Raw genomic sequence first — 15260 nt, 5'->3', positions numbered from 1 at the left:
GATTGAGGACATGGGCGATCCCGATGCCCTTGCCGCCGCCATGGAGCAGGTGCACGCCGCCGGGAAAACCGCCGTTGCCCTGCGCGTCGGCCGTTCAGCCGCCGGGCAACGGGCCACCGCCGCCCATACCGGCGCGCTGGCGGGAACCGAGGATGCGGCGCGCGCTTTCTGCGCCCGGGTGGGCCTGCTGGACATGCCCGACATGGACAGCTTCCTGGCCGCCCTGCAACTCGCCCAAACCTTTCCCAGACCCCCTTCCCTGCCCCGCGCCGCTGTCCTTGGCGTCTCCGGCGGTGGCGTGGCCCATGTCGCCGACATCGCCGCCGAGGCGGGCCTGCCGCTGGCCGATCTGTCCGACGCCTCCGTCAGCGCCCTGCGCGATCTGCTGCCCGGCTTCGCCACCCCGCAGAACCCGTTGGACGTCACCGGCGCGCCCTTCGGCGATCCCGCGCTTTATTCGAAGGTGCTGGCGACCCTCGACGCCGACCCGGGCGTCGGCGTGGTGCTGGCCGCCCAGGATGCGCCCCCCGCCCTGGCCCCGGACATGGCCGCCGAATACCATGGCATCGCCGGGGCCGTCGCGGGCTATGTCGGACAAACCCCGGTGGTGGCGCTGGCCAACCTCTCCGCCGGGCTGCACAGCACGGTGGCCGAGGCCTATGGGCGCGCCATCCGCCTCGCTGGCACCAGAGCGGCGCTCACGGCAACGGCCCAATGGGCCACCACACCGCGCCGGGTGACATGGCGCGCGCCGAACGGCAGCCTCCCGCTGCCCGCGCAGATGTCGGAATCCGACGCCCGCGCCCTGATGGCCCCGCTCGGCCTACCCGGCCCGTCGGAAACACTGGTGACAAGCAGTGAGGCGGCAGCCGAGGCCGTCACCGCCTTGCCCGGACTGGCAGTGTTGAAAATCGCCTCGCCCGATATCTCCCACAAGACCGAGGCCGGGGGCGTGGCCCTCTCGGTCTCCGCCGATCAGGCCGCCGAGGTGTTCGACCGGATCATGACCTCCGCCCGTGCCTATGCGCCCGAGGCGCGCCTTGACGGCGTCCTTGTGCAGGAAATGGTGGGCGAAGGCGTGGATGCCATGCTGGGCCTTGTCGACAGTCCGCCCTTCGGCCCCGGCCTTGTCGTGGGCCTGGGCGGCACCCTTGTCGAACTGCTGGACGATGCGGCCTTCGAGCTGCTGCCCCTGACGCGGGAGAGCGCAGCAGGGCTTCTGAAGCGGACCCGCCTGGACGCGCTACTGGAGGGTTATCGCGGGGCGCCCCCCTGCGATCGTGCGGCTTTGATAGATGCCATGCTGGCCCTGTCCGACTGGGGCTGTGAGCACGCGGGCGCGCTGGAGGCAGTGGACCTGAACCCGGTCCGAGTGCTGCCCATGGATCACGGCGGCGGGCTGCGCCTGCTGGATGCGCTCATCCTGACGCAACGGGGCACGCCCGAGTAACGGCGCACCCCACTGAAACCTCCCCGACTGCCGGGGCGCCCTGCGGCGTCCCGGCCTTTTTTTGCGCTCAGCCCAGCGCGGCCCGCTTGGCGCGATAGGCAGCAACATTCGCCTCTTTCACCGGGCCGAAGCCGCGCACCATCTGGGGCAGCTCAGCCAAGTCTACGGCGCGAGCGTGGGTCTGGGCCGTCAGGTCGGCGGCCAGCGCGGCTACTTCCGTCTCGAATTCCGTCACCAGCCCACGTTCCATGCGGCGTTCCGAAGTGCGCCCGAAGGGATCAAGGTGCGTGCCACGAAGGACCTTCATCGCGGATAGCAGATAGAAGCCCGGCTCGATCCAGCGACCGAAGGCGCGCTTGGCGGGCCGGCCGGTGCGGGGATCCACCCTAGACAGGATCGGCGGGGCGAGGTGATAGCGGATCTTGTAATCGCCCTCGAAAGTGTCCGAGATCCGCGCTCTTTGCGCGCCATCAAGGTGCAGGCGCGCGACCTCATATTCATCCTTGTAAGCCATCAGGCGGAAGGCGGTCTTTGCCACTGCGCGGGTGAAATCCTCTTTCCCCAGGGCGGCCTCAGCCTGCCGCGCCCGTTCGACCAGCGCGAGGTAGCGCCTGGCATAGCGCCTGCTCTGGTAGCCTTTCAGGAACTGGGCGCGCCGGTCGACAAGCTGCTGAAGGGGCTCTTGCGTTGGGTTTTCAGGGTCTACTGTGCCGCCCAGCTTTGCCAGAAGATCGGGCTCTTCCGCCGCGCGACGGCCCCAGTCGAAGGTCGTCAGGTTCGCTTCACCGCCGCGCGATGCGGCAATCGCCTCGCGCAGTGCCTGCGCCCGGATCGGGACCAGGCCCTTTTGCCAGGCATAGCCCAGGATCAGCAGGTTGGTGGCGATAGCATCGCCCATGGTGGTCAGCGCCAGATCCGTGCCCGGCAGCACGTGGCAATGCCCCTGCCCCACCGCGCCTTTCAGCGCATTCAGGCCCGCGGACTTGCGGAACTCCATCGCCGTGTTCTGGACAAAGCTGGCGTTCGGGGCCAGCCGGTCTTCTACCACGATCCGCGTGCGCCCCTGCCCCAGCATCGGTCGCACCTTGGCAGAGCGCGCGACCAGCATGTCGAAAGCCAGCACGAGATCGGCCTCTCCCTCGCCGACGCGGGCGGCAGTCAGATCATGGGCATCGGGCGCCAGCCGCAGGTGGCCGACCACAGAGCCGTTCTTCTGCGCCAGCCCGGTCTGGTCCAGCGATTGCACTGCCAGCCCGTCCAGGTGCGCCGCGCGGGCCAGGACCTGGCTGACCGTCAGCACGCCCGTGCCGCCGATCCCCGCCAGCATCACGTTGTAGACCCCGTCGATCCGCGGCATCACGGGATCGGGAAGCGGCGCACTGCTTGCTTTAGCACCTGCTCTACCCGGTTTCTTAAGGTTACCGCCTTCGATACTGATGAAACTCGGGCAGAAGCCCTTCAGGCAGGAGGTATCGCCGTTGCAGCTGCTCTGGTTGATACGCCGTTTGCGTCCGAATTCCGTCTCTTCGGGTTCGATCGAGATGCAGCCGGACTTGTCAGAGCAATCGCCGCAGCCTTCACAGACAAGGTCGTTGATGAAGACACGCTTGCTTATCTTCGGGAACTCGCCCGTCTTGCGGCGGCGGCGTTTCTCAGCCGCGCAGACCTGATCGTAGACCAGCACGGTGACGCCCTCCACTTCGCGCAGGTGGCGCTGGACCTCATCCATGTGATCGCGGTGCCAGATCCGCACGCCATCGGGCAACTGGCCCTTCAGCCGCTCTGGCTGTTCGGCCACCACGACGACTTCGCGCACGCCCTCTGCCAGCACCTGCCGGACGATCTTGGGCACCGAGAGTTCGCCATCGTGGGGCTGGCCACCGGTCATGGCGACGGCATCGTTGAACAGGATCTTGTAGGTCATGTTGACCTGCGCCGCGACGGCGGCCCGGATCGCCAGCGCCCCGGAGTGGAACCAGGTGCCATCGCCCATGTTGGCGAAGATGTGCTTTTCGTCCGTGAACGGCGCAAGGCCCAGCCAGCTGATCCCCTCTGCCCCCATCTGGGTGAAAGTGGAGGTATTGCGCCCCTCCACCCCGATCACCATCATGTGGCAGCCGATCCCGGTGGTGGCGCGGCTGCCGTCAGGCAGGCGGGTGGACAGCGAATGCGGGCAGCCAGAACAGAAGTAGGGCTCGCGGTTGAGCGCCGGGGTGGGCGCCTGTACTTCGCTATCGGGCAGCGGCGCGGGGGTTGGCAGGGTGCTGCGGATTGTCTCCGGCAGGCGAGAGAGCACCGCCTCCAGGATTTCATGCGGGTGCAGTTCGCCCAGGGCCGACATGAGCGGCGCCCCCTCTGGCGTGGTCTTGCCCGAGACGCGTGGACGCGTGGCCAGGTTGAACAGCAGGCCTTTCACCTGGTTTTCGATCACCGGACGTTTTTCCTCGACCACGATCAGTTCTTCCAGACCTTCCGCGAAGGCGCCAAGGCCCACGGGGTCGATCGGCCAGGTCAGGCCCAGCTTCAGCAGGCGGATGCCATGGGCAGCGGCGTCGTCTTCGGTCAGGCCAAGGCGGGCCAGGGCCGCGCGCAGGTCCAGCCAGCTCTTGCCCGCCGCGACGATGCCGATTTTCGCATCGTGCGTGCCGAAGACTTCGTCCAGCCCGTTGAGCCGGGCGAATTGCTGGGCCAGCGCCAGCTTCTGCTCGATCCGTGCCTCCTTGGGGAAGGGACCATCCGGCCAGCGCAACCCGTGGCTGCCCGCCTCTTCGGGCAGGACCGCGGGCGTGTCGAGCGCGTCGAGCGCGACCGTGGCGCTGCTTTCCACGACCTCCGTCTGGCACTTGAAGCCAACCCAGGCCCCGGAGGCTCGCGACATCTCCCAGCCCAGGATCCCGAAGCGCAGGTAGTCCTGCACGCCCGCCGGGGCCAGAACCGGCACCTGAACGGCGATCATGTCATGTTCGGTCTGATGCGGCAGGGTGGAGCTGACGGCGCCATGGTCATCCCCCATGAGCACAAGCACTCCGCCGCGCGGATCGGTGCCGTCCGCATTGGCATGGCGGATCGCATCAAGGCTGCGGTCCACGCCGGGCCCCTTGCCGTACCACATGGCAAAGACACCGTCGTAGCGTACACCGTCGAACAGACCCGTCTGCTGCGTGCCCCATGCTGCGGTCACCGCAAGGTCTTCGTTCAGCGCGGGGTGAAAATGGACATGGCTGTCTTTCAGCGCCGTGGCGGCCTTCGTCATCTCGCGGTCCAGCTGCGCCAGGGGCGAGCCACGGTAGCCGGTCACGTATCCGGCGGTGTTCAGTCCGGCGGCCAGGTCACGCTGGCGCATCAGCACCGGCAGCTTTGCCAGCGCCTGGGTGCCGGACAGGAAGGCGGTTTGCGCCATGGCGGGGGAAAGGTTGTCTGCTCGGCTCATCTGCTTGGCTTCACTTCAGGATTGAGGGGGCAGGACGCGCCCGGAATTGAGAAGGCCCGCCGGATCCAGCAGGGCCTTGAGGCCCCGCATCACCAACAGCTCATCGTCGCTGCGCACCAGCGGCAGGTAGCGCGGCTTTTCGCGGCCAAGGCCATGTTCAGCACTGATCGCCCCACCCGCGCGGGCCACCGCCTGAAAGACGATATCGGCGACAGTTTTCTGGTCCGGCGTATCAACGATGTAGTGCAGGTTGCCATCCCCCAGGTGCCCGAAGACAGCCGGTTCGGCCTGTGGCAGCGCGGCCAGAGCGCTACGGGTTTCCGCCAGGAACGCCGGCATGGCAGCAACCGGCAGGCCGATGTCGAAGCCGACCGGGCTTTTCATCGCTCCAACGGCTTCGGCGCAGGCTTCGCGCAGCGTCCAGAGGGCGGCGGCCTGGAACCCGGAGCTGGCAAGCGTCACATCGCTGAGCTCTCCGGCCTCCAACGCCCCCATCAGGAGGGCGTGCAGGGCGGCCTCCGCATCCGTTTCAACCTCGGCCAGGATCTGGATGCCTTTTGGCTCAATCGGCGCGCGGTGTCCCTGGGCGAGAATGCGGGCAAAGATCGCTTCGTCCATGACCTCGAAAGCGGTGACCGGGCCGGGGGCAGAGCGCCGCAAGCGGGCCAGCAGGGCCGCGGCGGCCTGCATGTCCGGCGCGGCGGCAAAGAGGGTCTGCTGCGCGCCAGGAGCAGGTCGCAACGACAGGCAAAGGCGGGAGATCACGCCCAGCACGCCTTCGGACCCGATGAAGATCTGCTTGAGGTCGAACCCTGAGTTGTCCTTGACCAGGGGGCGGACATGCCCAAGGACACGGCCACCGGCCAGCACGACCTCCAGGCTGATGACATGGGCCCGCATCATGCCGTTGCGGATGACGTTCAGCCCCCCCGCATTGGTGGCCGCCATGCCCCCGATGGTGGCAGAGCCGCGCGCGCCGATATCCACGCCGAACGACAGCCCGGCAGTCGCGGCGGCCTCCTGCACCCTTTGCAAGGTGGCACCGGCACCGGCCACGAGGGTAGCAGAGACCGGGTCCACCGGTTCGATCCGGGTCATGCGTTCAAGGCTGATCGCAACTTCCCCCGCCTTGGGCGTCGCGCCGTTGGAAAGCCCTGTCAGCCCGCCTTGAATGACAATGGGGAGGGCGGCGCGCGCACAGGCGGCCATCATCCGGGACAGCTCTGCCGTGGTGGCGGGGCGCAGCACGGCAAGGGGGGGCTGGCTGAGGTTACCCGTGGCATCGGCAGCGTAGCGGGCCAAGGCACCCGCATCGCGCAACAGCGCAGCAGGTGGCAAGTCCGAGAGATCGGCCAAGAGGGTGTCGAGCGGCCGCGTCATGATGTCAGCACTTCCAAGCACCTCATCACGCCAATTCGGCCGGAGTGAAATTTCCGGTAGACATGACCCCATCTGATGCGGTCTTATCCATATTTGTCAAACCTATTATTTGTCAGCTGGAGCCGAACCGGACCATGAGCGTGAAATTCGGGCAAGTTGTCACTGCCGGCCTGGCCCGCCAGGTGGCGGATGAGATTCACGGCGCGATCCTGGACGGGCGCCTGAAGGCCGATGACCGCCTGCCGGGGGAAGAAGAGCTTGCGACCCGCTTCGGCGTGTCCCGTCCCACCGTGCGCGAAGCGCTGAAACGGCTGGCCGCGCTCAACCTGATCCATTCGCGGCGCGGGCCAACGGGTGGCAACTTCGTCAAGCGCCCCGAGCTTTCCGAGCTGGTCGAATCCCAGGCAACATCTGCGATGCTGATGGTCGGCATGGGGGCCTTCGATATCGACGAGCTGATCGAGGCGCGGCTTGAGACCCAGGCGCTTTGCCTTGAGCGGGCCTGTGCGCTGCGCACGGAGGCGGACCTGGAGGCGATGCGCGCCGCCCTGACCCGGCAGGAAGATCCCGCCCTGCCCGACACGGAGTTCTGCGCGGCGGACGTTGGCTTTCACCGTGCTATCGTGGATGCCGCGCGCAATGGTCCGCTAAGCCTGATGATGGCCACGGTGATCGAGAGCTTCATTCCCCTGCTCAACATGATCGTGGTCCGCCAGCGCAATAGAAGCGAAACCATCGCCCATCAGCGCAGGCTGCTGGAAGCGGTCGAAGCGCGTGATCCGCGCCGCGCCCGCGCCGCCTTGGAAAACCTGCTGACCCACCTGACCGAAAGTTACGCCGCCGCCCAGAAGGCCAGGCATGCCAAGCAGCCCGGCTGATCCGCTCTGAGCCGCCTTGGCCCAGAGCAAGACAAACCCGAAAGACCTGGAAGGAAACCCCATGTCCGACACGTTCAACGCTCTTCGCATCGTCGATGCCGGTGACCGCAAGACCCGCGCAGAAGTCACGCAGATGACCCTGGCCGACCTTCCCGACCTGCCCGTGCTGGTCGAGATCAGCCATTCCACCGTGAACTACAAGGATGGCCTGGCCGTCAGCGGCAAGGGGCGGATCGCACGCCGCCTGCCCATGACCGCCGGGATCGACCTTGCCGGTACCGTCGTGGAAAGCGCCAGCAGCGATTTTCAGCCCGGCGACAAGGTGATCGTCAACGGCTGGGGCCTATCCGAGACCGAGCAGGGCGCCTATTCCAAGTTCCAGCGCGTGAAGCCCGAATGGCTGCTGCCGCTGCCCGAAGGCTTTTCGCCGGAGCAGGCCATGGCCATCGGCACGGCCGGCTACACCGCCGGTCTTTGCGTTCAGGCTCTGCTGGACTGGGGCACGCCCAAGGATGGCGCGCCGGTCCTGGTGACCGGGGCTGCAGGCGGTGTCGGTTCCGTCGCCATTGCCTTGCTGTCCAAGCTGGGCTTCCCGGTCACAGCGGTCACCGGCCGTCCCGAGACGCAGGAATACCTTGGCAAGCTGGGCGCGACGGCCTTCCTTGACCGGGCGGAACTGGCCGAGGCGGGCAAACCCCTGCAGGCTGAAAGCTGGGCAGGTGGCGTGGACGTGGTTGGCAATCACACCCTGGCCAATGTCCTGGCTCAGACCTGCTACGGCGGTGCTGTGGCGGCCTGTGGCCTGGCGGGCGGTCCTGCCCTGCCCGGCACCGTGATGCCCCATATCCTGCGCGGCGTTGCCCTGCTGGGCGTCGATTCCGTGATGGCCCCGCGTGCCAAGCGCGTCGCGGCCTGGGATCTTCTGGACAAGCACCTGGACCGCGATTTGCTGGGCACGATGTATTCGGTTCACGGCTTCGATGAGCTGCCCAAGCTGGCTGAGCAGCTCATGGACAACCAGATCCGCGGCCGCGTTGTCGTGGAGATCTGATCCGCACCCTTGGAGGGCGGGTTTCGCCCTGCCAAAAGCGCAGTTGAAGGAAAGCCCGGGTCTTGCAGATCGCAAGGTTCGGGTTTTCTGCTTCTCACCTCATTCGGGACATGAGCCTTTACCACCTCGTGAAGAAAACCCCTTAATTTCCAGACGTATGCGCCATATCTCCCGACCAAAGGGAAGGCAGAAAGTACATGCCGGTACTGCTGGAAGACGACAAGACCCTCGGGCGTGCGGTCCTGTCGCCAACGACTTAAGGATAGAGGTGATGCCGGGAACTTCCTCTCGGCATCACCAGATTTCTTGCAGGCGGCATGCGCACCTTCGCTTAAAGACGGACCTGGTGCACATGAATGGCACCGCGGGCCATCACCGGCCCTGCCCTCAGGCGGAAAGAATGGCCACGGGGCGGCACCAGCCGGCCGAGCCGCGGGCCACTTTCACCGGGAAGCAGATGACCTCGAAGCCGGTGTCGGGCAGTTGGTCGAGATTGGCCATCTTCTCCATGTGGCAATAGACCGTCTCGGCGCCGGCCTTGTGGCCTTCCCAGAAGAGATCCCACTGGCCGGTGGCCTTGGCCTTGTCGGCCACGCCCTTCAGCGGCGCGTCCCAGCTCCAGGCGTCGGTGCCGCAGACTTTCATGCCGCGCTCGGTCAGCCAGAGCGTTGCCTCGCGCCCGATGCCGCAGCCCGCCGCCAAGTAACCCGGCTCTCCGTAGAGGGCACCGGCGCGGGTGTTCACCAGGACGATGTCGCCCGGCTTCAGCTCATGGCCGATACGGTCGAATTCCGCTGCCATCTCTTCGGCGGTGACCACGTGGCCGTCAGGCATGTCCCGGAAGTCGAGCTTCACGCCCGGCCCCATGCACCAGTCCAGCGGCACCTCGTCGATGGTGATGGCGCGCTCGCCCTTGTTCATCGTCGGGTGGTAATGCCAGGGCGCATCCAGGTGGGTGCCGTTATGGGTGGTCAGAGAGAGCTTCTCTGCCGCCGCGCCGGCCCCGTCCAGCTGGTGCTCGACGGGGATGCCGAACATACGGGCATAGTCCTCGGCGCCTTTGTCGTGGGCCTTGTACTCGATCGAGGGGCCCATGCCGGGCGGATCGGTGGGGAAGTCGTCGGTCAGCGTGACCGAAAGGTCGATGATGCGGCGGCTCATGGGCGGCCTCCCTTGATGACCTGCTGGTCGATGACCCCGAAGAGCGGCGCCTGGTCACGGCTGCGGCACTCCATGAAAACGCGGTCTCCGAAATTCATGTAATGGGTGCTTTGCTTGCCCTCGTCCAGCAGTTCGATTGCCCGGCGCTCGGCGATGCAGGTCGAGCCCACCTCGCGGTAGGTCTCGTTCGAGACCGTGCCGGACCCCAGCACCGTGCCCGCCACCAGGTCACGCGACTTCGCGGCATGGGCGATAAGCTGGTCGAAGCCGTAGCTCATCGGGTAGCCTTCGGCGAGGCCGAAGCGGTTGCCGTTGAGGTCCACCTGCAGCGGCAGGTCGATGCGGCTGTCGCGCCAGGCGTCGCCAAGCTCGTCGGGGGTGAGCGCGACGGGGGCCACCGCACAGGCGGGCTTGGCCTGCACCCAGCCGAAGCCGGTCTTCATTTCGACGGGGGCGATGGCGCGCAGCGACCAGTCGTTGATCTGCACCAGCAGGCGGATGCGCGCGGCGGCCTCGGCAGGCGTGCTGCCCATCGGGACGCTGTCGCAGATCACGCCGAATTCGCCCTCGAAGTCGATGCCGTCGTCTTCCGAGGGCAGGGGCACGTCCTGCGCTCCGCCAAGGAAACAATGCGACATGCCCTGGTACATCAGCGGGCGCCCTTCCGGGTTCGGATCGGCGCCGAAGACCTTCTGCATAAGCGCGCCGTGGCTGTCATAGGCCGATCCGTCGAGCCATTGCCAGGCGCGGGGCAGCGGAGCCAGCGCCTGGGCGGCCAGGAAGGGCGCGCCGCCGCCGTCGTTCAGGGCGGCATACTCCGCTTCGAGCGCCGGGGCGAAGCTGTCCCAGTCCTCCATCAGCAGCCGCAGGCTGGAGACCGCTGCGGCAGGAATGCAGCGGCTGTTGTCACGGCTGACCAGGTGCAGCCGCCCGTCGGGGCTGCCGTCTGCGAGAGTGGCGAAACGCATCTCAGCCCTCCACGCCGGTGCGGCCGCCGAGGGTCTCGGCGAACCAGTCTGCGATGTAGTTTCGAGCGTAGCTCATGTTGTCGGCGCCCACGTGTTCCACGCCGCCTTCACGCTCGGTGAAGATCTTCAGCTTGCGGTTCGGCGAGTTGACCAGCTGGTCGTAGGACTGATGCGCATAGTCGAGCGCGATCTGGCGGTCCTTGGAGCCATGGGTGACCAGGAAGGGCACCTTGATCTTCTCCATTTGCCCGTCGAGGCAGAAGCCCGCCGCCTTCTCGAAAAAGGTATCCATGTCCTTGGCGCCGAAGACCCACTTCACGTGATCCCAGTAGTGCGGCACCGGGTTCTCGCCTTCGCGCTTCAGGCGCTTCTGCTGCACTTCGGCCCAGTTGTGGTTGGCGCCCCAAACGGCACCGGAGGCAAAGCGCGGCTCGTTGGCGCAGACGCGGGGCGCGTAGTAGCCACCCAAAGAGATGCCGGTGATGCCGATGCGCTCTGCGTCCACGTCGTCGCGCGCCGCCAGCCATTCGTAGACCGGCGTGCCCCACTTCTCGCTGTCGTAATGCGCGGGCAGGTCCAGCAGGCGTAGGCTTTCGCCGGTGCCGGGCTGGTCGACGCAGAGCGTGGCGATGCCGCGCTTGGCCAGCGCATGGGGCAGCCAGGACCAGTAAAGCAGTTCCTTGCAGCTATCGAGGCCGTTCAGATAGACGACGGCAGGCGCCGGGCCCTCGACGCCCTCGGCGGGGGTGTAGAGCACGGGGATGACCGTGTCGCCGTAGGGGACCTCGAAGCGCTGGACCTTGTCGCCGGCTTGCCGGGTACCTTGCTCGAAGTTGGCCAGGCCCTTCTTGTAGGTCACCATGCGCTCAGGATCGCCCTGCCCCTGCATCCGTTCGGCGACGATGTAGTAGAGCGCCGCGCGCTTGCGCATCTCACCTGCAGAGAAGAAACGGCCCTCGGCTTCTTCCTCTTCAGCCAGCCCGATCAGCTTGTCGGCGACGCGGACCCAGGCATCCATGAACTCGCGGGTGCCTGCATCTTCGCCGTTCTTCGACTTTTCGAGCAGCGGCTGGCACATATCCATGATCTCGCCGATCTGGCCGCCCGAGCCGAGCGCGATGGAGACCGTCAGGTTCCAGACGTAGTTGGGGAAATAGTTGAACATCGCCATGGGTGGGGTCCTTTGATCTGCGGGGTTGTCCCGGGGCCCAGGCCCCGGATCAGAGAGAGCTATTCGGCGTGGATCCATTGGGAAAATGGAAAGTCATGATGCGGGGCATTCATCCGTTGAATGCCCCGCGGTGGTGTCAGTAGTCCTGGAGGTCCTTGGCGATGGCGACCTCCCCGTCGTAGACGGAAGAGATCTCCTGCGCCCAGGCATCGGTCATCTCGGGCGTGATGCGCGCGCCGGCCGAGAGATGGGTGGCAACGACCTTGCCGACCGCGGCCTCAGCAGCCAGCCGGCCGACCTGTTCCGGAGAGAGGTGGTGGGTGGACAGGTGCTGCTCAACCTCGTCGATCAGGTGCTCTGGAGCGGACTTGCGCACGGCGTCCATGGTGGAAGGCAGGTCGATCAGCTCGGCCACCAGAAGGTCAACGCCCTGCGACAGGTCGATCACCGCGTCGGACCACCCGGTATCGCCCGTGTAGACGATACTGCGATCCGGCGTGTCGAAGCGGAAAGAAAGGGATTCGTACTTCTGATCCATCTCGCCCCCATGGGCGAAGCTGTAGTGCGTGTTCTTGGCGGTGGTCACGGTGACATCGCCCAGTGTGAAGCTTTCTCCGCCACGGATCTCCTGCACCTGGACCAGTTCCTCTGCGGTCATGATCGTGGCGTCTTCCATGCCATAGGCGGCCTCCATCGCCGGGCCCATGCCCTCGACCATGCCGTCGATCAGCGCCTTGGTGCCCGGCGGGCCGTAGATCATGACCGGCTTGGCCGGGTTGGTCTGGAAACGCTGGCCGAGCACTGCGAGCAGCCCGCCGACGTGGTCGAAATGCAGGTGGCTGACAAGCACGTCATCCACGTCGCCCATGCGCAGGCGCTTGGCGGCAAGGCGGACGGACAGGCCGTCTCCGGCGTCGACGACGATGTTGCGGCCATTGACCTGCAGCAGGTTCGCAGGCTGCGAGCGGTCGGCGCGAGCGATCGGGCCGCCGCCGCTGCCGAGCACGGTGAAGGTGGTTTCGGCCATGACCGGAAGCGCGGTGCAGGCCAGCAGGGCCAGCGCGGTGGCGGGTCGTTTGAAAAGTCGTGTGAACATCTGGGTCTCCTCCCTGGTGTCGGGTCCGCCTGGCGGCGAACCCATCGAGTCAATTCAGCGGCTGGCGCGTAGGCCCCGCGCGAAGCAGGCAACGGAGAGGCCCGCGACGACCACGGCCATCAGGCCCAGGGCTTCGATGGAGAACCCTTCAAGCAGGGCGCCACCGATGATCGGACCAAGGGCGGAGCCTGTCATCAGCATGGCCGGGGTGGCGGCTGCGGTGCGGCCGGTCTTGTCCATCCGGGCCAGCAGGCCGAAAGCGAAGGTATGGGTGAAGACCTGCACCGCCACGAAGACCGCAGCAACAGGCGCCCAGAGCGTGAAGACGGTGGCGAAGGTGATGACCAGCGCCAGCACCGCCTGGACCATCGGCCCCGCGATCACCACCCGGCCCGCGGACAGGCGATTTTCCAGCAGCGCGGCCAGCGGTGCGGGGCCGACGAAGTTCACCAAGCCAAGCGCGATCAGCGTGCCGACGATGGCTTGCGGTGCGAAACCACGCGCCGAGCCGATAACCTCGACGAAGGAAAAGACCATCGCCTGGTTGAAGGTCATCAGGCTGACGCCCGCGACCACCGCCATCACACCGGGCGCGAGCGGGCTGCGCGGGGTGGCGCCTTGTGTGCGGTCCTCGACCTTGGGGAAGGCCAGAAGGGCGACCAGCGTCGCCAGCGCCATGATAGCACCGAAGCTGAAGAACAGGACCGTCCCGCCGTGTTCCAACATCAGCTGCGGTACGGCGCCCATGTAGATCACCCCGAAAAGGCCAAGGCCGATGCCGGCGAAGGCGAACAGCCGGTGCGGGTTGGCCGCTCGGCCCATGGTGCCATGCACGATGCTGAGCGCCATGCCGTTCGCCCCGCCGCCCAGAAGGTGCAGAGCGGCAAGCGGCCCGAAACTGCTTTGTTGCGAGGCCAGAAGGAAGGCCAGTGCGGCCAGGCCAAAGCCGACCACGGTCAGCGCCTTGCGCGGCAGCCGGGTGAAGTTGCGCGCGGTCAGCACGCTGGCCAGCACCGCGCCAAGCAGGAACAGCGTCACCAGCGCGCCGGCCTCGCGCGGGCCGAAGCCGAAACGGGTGATCAGCGCGCCGACCCAGACGGGCAACGCAACAAGGTCAACAAGGCCCGCGCAATGCCCCACGACAAGCGCGGCGGCCCCGGTGCGTTTGATGCCTAGCGCGGGGGCCATGGCCGCCGCGGGGGATGCAGTGTCAGTCATTCGGTTTTCTCCTCCCTGTCAGTCGGCTCCTCCACCGACCTTCTCTTTTTCCTGTCTCTGATCGGACAGGATTGGTGACGCGGCTCAGACCGGTTCGGTCAGGGCCATCATCGAACGTCCCATGATCGCGTTGTGCTCTCCCTGGTCACCGCGCTGAACCTCGATCTCCGACAGCCTTGCGGAGTTCTCGACCACCATGGTGCAGCGGTCCCAGCGGCGCGCTTCATGCCGGGCGAAGGCCTCGGCCACGGTGCCTTCGCGCATCAGCTCTTCCGCCAGCACCACGCCGTCCTCCATGCCGATGCAGGCCCCGGCGCCAAGGTGCGGGGTGGTGGCATGGACCGCATCGCCGATCAGCATGACGCGGCCGACGTGCCAGGGCTGGGGCAGCAGCAGCTTCTCGAGCGGGCGATAGATCAGCTTGCTCTCCTCGCTCAGCGCTTCCTTGACCGCGGTCAGGATCGGTGAGGGGAAGCGGTCCAGCATGGTCTTCATGGCGGGCAGCAGATCGCCCTGCTCGATCCAGTCGTTCTTGGGCCGGTCTTCGGTAATGAACATGTAGCTGCGGCCTTCGGAGACCGGGTTGATCCCGACCTTCAGACCGTCTCCCAACCACATGTTGAGCGAGTTGAGGCCCGCAGGCGTCGGCAGTTCGGCGCGCCAGACGGCCTGGCCCACGTAGGCGGGCTTGGGGGCATCGGGCATCAGCGTCATGCGGGTCTTGGAATAGAGCCCGTCGGCGCCGATCACCGCATCATAGCGACCAGAGGTGCCGTCGGTGAAGGTGACGGTGACGCCATCGGCGTCCTGCTCGATGGTCTCGAAGCTGTGGCCCAGCTTGACCGAGACCCCGGCGGCGCGGGTGGCCTTGGAAAGGATCGCGGCCAGGGCCGGGCGCATGATGGCGGCATTGCCGGGCAGGCCGGTGCCGGGCATCGGCGGGGTGGGCAGGGTGACGATTTCCTGGTCGTTGTGCGGCATCCGCACGATCAGGCCATCGGTCGCGGCCCCTTCCCGCTTGAAGTCCTCGAGGATGCCCAGCTGCTGGAACACGCGCAGCGTCGCGCCGTGCAGGCTGATACCGGCGCCGTAGCTGCGCCAGCCGGCGTCGATCTCTACCAGGTCGGTCTCGATGCCGCCGCGGGCCAGCATGATGGCCGCGGACATGCCCGAGAAGCCACCGCCGATGATCAGGACCTTGCGTGCGCTTGCCATTGTCTCTCCTCCCGTTTTCACTGTCAGCTCTCCCGTGCTGCGCGTCCGGCGACCTGGGCCGGAACGCTGATGGACCCATCCGGCGCCTCGGTGAGGGGGACTCGGGTCAGTTTTCTTCCCAGGCAGGGGCCTGACACGCAGGCCCCCGTTTCGATGTCGAAGAGTGCGCCATGGGCATGGCAGGCAATGTGCGCTCCCTCGGCGTCGAGGTAGGCGTCCTTGCGCCAGGCCATGGGCGTGCC

12 protein-coding genes are annotated in these 15260 nt (G+C 66.8%); 3 read left to right on the top strand and 9 right to left on the bottom strand.

What is annotated here, in order from left to right; all coding sequences use genetic code 11:
* A partial coding sequence (locus HCZ97_RS20015) for an acetate--CoA ligase family protein (protein ID WP_167690883.1) occupies positions 1-1450 on the top strand: 1450 nt, incomplete at its 5' end.
* A 67-nt stretch (positions 1451-1517) separates the two neighbouring features.
* Here HCZ97_RS20015 and HCZ97_RS20010 read toward each other — a convergent pair.
* Positions 1518-4880, bottom strand: a complete 3363-nt coding sequence (locus tag HCZ97_RS20010) for an indolepyruvate ferredoxin oxidoreductase family protein (protein ID WP_167690882.1) — start codon at positions 4878-4880, stop codon at positions 1518-1520.
* Positions 4881-4895: 15 nt separating this feature from the next.
* Positions 4896-6260, bottom strand: coding sequence for an FAD-binding oxidoreductase (locus HCZ97_RS20005; protein ID WP_167690881.1), 1365 nt, complete (start codon positions 6258-6260; stop codon positions 4896-4898).
* 134 nt (positions 6261-6394) lie between these two features.
* Here HCZ97_RS20005 and HCZ97_RS20000 point away from each other — a divergent pair, with 134 nt between their 5' ends.
* Positions 6395-7138 carry a FadR/GntR family transcriptional regulator gene (locus HCZ97_RS20000; RefSeq protein ID WP_167690880.1) on the top strand — a complete coding sequence of 248 codons (744 nt, stop codon included), beginning with the start codon at positions 6395-6397 and terminating at the stop codon, positions 7136-7138.
* 61 nt (positions 7139-7199) lie between these two features.
* Positions 7200-8189, top strand: a complete 990-nt coding sequence (locus HCZ97_RS19995; protein WP_167690879.1) for an MDR family oxidoreductase — start codon at positions 7200-7202, stop codon at positions 8187-8189.
* Between the two features lie 387 nt (positions 8190-8576).
* On the opposite strand, the gene HCZ97_RS19990 is transcribed toward HCZ97_RS19995, so the two are convergent.
* The 7 genes from HCZ97_RS19990 to HCZ97_RS20495 form a co-directional block, all read right to left on the bottom strand.
* On the bottom strand, positions 8577-9350 hold the full coding sequence (locus HCZ97_RS19990; RefSeq protein ID WP_167690878.1) for a cyclase family protein: 774 nt from the start codon (positions 9348-9350) through the stop codon (positions 8577-8579).
* On the bottom strand, positions 9347-10318 hold the full coding sequence (locus HCZ97_RS19985; protein ID WP_167690877.1) for a fumarylacetoacetate hydrolase family protein: 972 nt from the start codon (positions 10316-10318) through the stop codon (positions 9347-9349). The genes HCZ97_RS19990 and HCZ97_RS19985 overlap by 4 nt, the downstream gene beginning before the upstream one ends.
* A gap of 1 nt (position 10319) precedes the next feature.
* Positions 10320-11489 carry an alpha/beta fold hydrolase gene (locus tag HCZ97_RS19980; RefSeq protein WP_167690876.1) on the bottom strand — a complete coding sequence of 390 codons (1170 nt, stop codon included), beginning with the start codon at positions 11487-11489 and terminating at the stop codon, positions 10320-10322.
* A gap of 136 nt (positions 11490-11625) precedes the next feature.
* Positions 11626-12585, bottom strand: a complete 960-nt coding sequence (locus HCZ97_RS19975) for an MBL fold metallo-hydrolase (protein WP_167690875.1) — start codon at positions 12583-12585, stop codon at positions 11626-11628.
* A gap of 54 nt (positions 12586-12639) precedes the next feature.
* Complete coding sequence (locus HCZ97_RS19970) at positions 12640-13803, bottom strand: MFS transporter (RefSeq protein ID WP_167690874.1); 1164 nt, start codon at positions 13801-13803, stop codon at positions 12640-12642.
* An 84-nt stretch (positions 13804-13887) separates the two neighbouring features.
* Positions 13888-15018 carry an FAD-dependent oxidoreductase gene (locus tag HCZ97_RS19965; protein WP_167690873.1) on the bottom strand — a complete coding sequence of 377 codons (1131 nt, stop codon included), beginning with the start codon at positions 15016-15018 and terminating at the stop codon, positions 13888-13890.
* A gap of 23 nt (positions 15019-15041) precedes the next feature.
* Positions 15042-15260: Rieske (2Fe-2S) protein (locus HCZ97_RS20495; RefSeq protein ID WP_368484402.1), on the bottom strand; the 219-nt coding region annotated here is incomplete at its 5' end.

Origin of the sequence: Pseudooceanicola sp. HF7 (genome assembly GCF_011806405.1) — a bacterium.
Classification (GTDB): Bacteria; Pseudomonadota; Alphaproteobacteria; order Rhodobacterales; family Rhodobacteraceae; genus Pseudooceanicola.
The sequence above is the reverse complement of the archived record's forward strand: the minus strand, read 5'-3'. Positions and strand labels throughout refer to the sequence as shown.

Excerpts from the sequence above, each read along its gene's own strand:
- HCZ97_RS19975 (WP_167690875.1), bottom strand. The coding sequence starts at position 12,585 with ATGTTCACACGACTTTTCAAACGACCCGCCACCGCGCTGGCCCTGCTG.
- HCZ97_RS20010 (WP_167690882.1), bottom strand. The coding sequence starts at position 4,880 with ATGAGCCGAGCAGACAACCTTTCCCCCGCCATGGCGCAAACCGCCTTC.
- HCZ97_RS20000 (WP_167690880.1), top strand. The coding sequence starts at position 6,395 with ATGAGCGTGAAATTCGGGCAAGTTGTCACTGCCGGCCTGGCCCGCCAG.
- HCZ97_RS19970 (WP_167690874.1), bottom strand. The coding sequence starts at position 13,803 with ATGACTGACACTGCATCCCCCGCGGCGGCCATGGCCCCCGCGCTAGGC.
- HCZ97_RS20005 (WP_167690881.1), bottom strand. The coding sequence starts at position 6,260 with ATGACGCGGCCGCTCGACACCCTCTTGGCCGATCTCTCGGACTTGCCA.
- HCZ97_RS19985 (WP_167690877.1), bottom strand. The coding sequence starts at position 10,318 with ATGCGTTTCGCCACTCTCGCAGACGGCAGCCCCGACGGGCGGCTGCAC.
- HCZ97_RS19990 (WP_167690878.1), bottom strand. The coding sequence starts at position 9,350 with ATGAGCCGCCGCATCATCGACCTTTCGGTCACGCTGACCGACGACTTC.
- HCZ97_RS19995 (WP_167690879.1), top strand. The coding sequence starts at position 7,200 with ATGTCCGACACGTTCAACGCTCTTCGCATCGTCGATGCCGGTGACCGC.
- HCZ97_RS19980 (WP_167690876.1), bottom strand. The coding sequence starts at position 11,489 with ATGGCGATGTTCAACTATTTCCCCAACTACGTCTGGAACCTGACGGTC.
- HCZ97_RS19965 (WP_167690873.1), bottom strand. The coding sequence starts at position 15,018 with ATGGCAAGCGCACGCAAGGTCCTGATCATCGGCGGTGGCTTCTCGGGC.